This window comes from Neglectibacter sp. CSJ-5, from assembly GCF_032490475.1.
Lineage (GTDB): Bacteria > Bacillota > Clostridia > Oscillospirales > Acutalibacteraceae > Hominenteromicrobium > Hominenteromicrobium mulieris.
In genome coordinates this window covers 1-2480 of the sequence record NZ_JAVYJC010000022.1, presented here as the reverse complement: position 1 = coordinate 2480, position 2480 = coordinate 1, and the positions used below count along the sequence as shown (strand labels likewise).

At 47.6% G+C, this 2480-nt stretch carries 1 protein-coding gene; it reads left to right on the top strand.

What is annotated here, in order from left to right; genetic code table 11:
• Positions 1-555: 555 nt before the first annotated feature.
• A complete protein-coding gene (gene ltrA, locus R2K26_RS15400) occupies positions 556-2373 on the top strand; it encodes a group II intron reverse transcriptase/maturase (protein WP_308449039.1) in 1818 nt (605 codons plus the stop codon).
• The last annotated feature ends 107 nt before the right edge of the window (positions 2374-2480 follow it).

Genomic DNA, 2480 nt, shown 5'->3' with positions numbered 1-2480 from the left:
GTGCGCCCATAAGGGGCAGAGTAAATCCGCTTAGCAAGCGGCAGGTGTGAGGTTTCAGGCCTGTGGTCAACGGCTAACCTGGCGGGGAAACCCAAAGGGGACAGCAGCATGACCGTAAAGCTGCAAGTTGGCAAGTTGCCGTGCCACGACTGAGCAGCAAGACCAAAAGTTCATATAAGGATGAAACCTAAACTGGCTGAACGGCAGTCCGAGGGACATTTGTGGTGGTCGTAACGGAAGGCAGCTATACCCGTTACGCTGTGCATCTCACCTGTAGAAACATGAGCAGGATGAGCGAAACCGAATGCACAGTCCGTATGTATCAGCATAAAAGGACGAAAACCGCATCCGACAATGAACAATGCTTTTTTACTCTGCTGCTAAATGGGGATTGCCTAAGTTGGAACGCTCACAAGAGCTATGGGCGTAGGCCCTGAATATCCAATATGGCAACGGAGCCGCCGTAGTAGTCCGAGCGTATTAATGGCACGCACATGGCGAAGGGCGGCAGTTCATTCAATTCAATACAACAGAAAGGAAGGTGCGTGAGGCACTATGAGAGATCCAGAAAATGTATTGAACAGTCTGCAAGAACATTCAGCTCAATCCGGCTATGTCTATGACAGGTTGTACCGCAACCTGTTCAATCGGGAATTTTTCTTACGGGCATATCAGAATATTTATGCCAGTCAGGGAAACATGACCGCAGGCACAGACGGAAAAACCATCGACGCAATGAGCCTTGAAAGAATCGACAGGCTTATTGCAACCCTGAAAGACGAATCCTACCAGCCCAAACCGTCCAGACGGACATATATCCCTAAGAAGAATGGAAAACTCCGTCCTCTGGGTATTCCGTCCATTGACGACAAGCTGGTACAGGAAGTTGTCCGTATGCTGTTGGAATCCATCTATGAGAACAGCTTTGAGGACGCCTCCCATGGCTTTCGGCCTGACAGAAGTTGTCACACAGCTTTGAGGATGATTCAAAATCGCTTTACCAGATGCAAGTGGTTTGTTGAGGGTGACATTAAAGGATTCTTCGACAATATTGACCACAATGTCATGATTGGCATCCTTCGCAAGAGAATTAAAGATGAGCGTTTTCTGCGCCTTATCCGTAAATTTCTCAACGCAGGATATATGGAAGATAACCAACTGCATCAAAGCTACAGCGGCACTCCGCAGGGCGGCATCATTAGTCCCATTCTAGCCAATATCTATCTCGACCAGTTCGACAAATATATGGCTGAATACAAGAAACGGTTTGACCGTGGGAACAAGCGAGCCGTCAATGTGGAATACCATAAGCTGAGCGCAAAGAGAATCCGACTCAAAAGGAAGCTGGCAAAGGCACAGTCTGAGGAAGAAAAGCAATCCCTTTTGGAAAGCATCCGGGAACTGGATAAGGTACACAAATCCATCCCCTGCAAAAATCCAATGGATACAAATTTCCGCAGACTGCAATACGTCCGTTACGCTGACGATTTTCTTATCGGTATCATCGGAGCCAAAGAGGATGCACAGGCTGTTAAGCAGGAAATCGGCGTATATATCGCCGAACAGTTGAAACTGGAACTGTCGGAAGAAAAGACGCTGGTCACTAAAGCAACAGACCGTGCAAAATTCTTGGGATTTGACATCAGGGTCACACCGCAGAGCAATCACACCAAAAAGACAAAAAGCGGTTCCACAGCCCGAAACTACAGCGGCCATGTAATGCTGGAAGTTCCGACTTCTGTCATTCAAAAAAAGCTGCTGGAACTGGGAGCCATGAGAATTGATGTTCGCAATGGAACAGAGATTTGGCAACCCACGTATCGTGGAAAACTTGTCGGACGAACAGACCTGAGTATCCTAGACCAGTACAATGGTGAGGTGCGGGGATTCTGTAATTATTATGCGATTGCAAACAATCGCTCTAAGCTGCACAAGTTCCGCTATATCATGGAGTACAGTTTCTATAAAACCTTGGCCTGTAAATACCGTACAACCAAAGGCAAAATTATTGCTCAATATCGTATTGTCAAGGACATCGGGGTAAAATTCCAGGACAAGCATGGAAATGAGCGCATCCGACTACTGTGGAAGGACAGTCTTGCAAGAGACCCCTATCCGCTGGGAAAAGAAGCAGATATTATCCATAAGCCGAAAGGCATCCTGAAAAAGCCCAGTCTCGGCGCACGATTAAAAGCAAATCGGTGTGAATGGTGCGGAAAAGAAACTTCAGCGTTGGTAATGCACCAAGTTAGAACGCTGAAAGAGCTGGATGAAAGCCAACCGTGGGCAGTTTTCATGAAGAGGATTAACCGAAAAACTTTGGTGGTCTGTGAAAGTTGTCACACGAAAATTCACGGTGCAGGCTGTGAATGAATAGAGAGCCGGATACAGCGAGAGTTGTAAGTCCGGTTCGGGGGCGAGTGCCTGGAAACCTACCGCAGCAATGCGGCAAGGCGCTGGGTACTTAGCCTACTGAACTC

What these genes read in the sequence shown, in the direction of transcription:
- ltrA (WP_308449039.1), top strand. Translation starts at nt 556, where the DNA reads ATGAGAGATCCAGAAAATGTATTGAACAGTCTGCAAGAACATTCAGCT.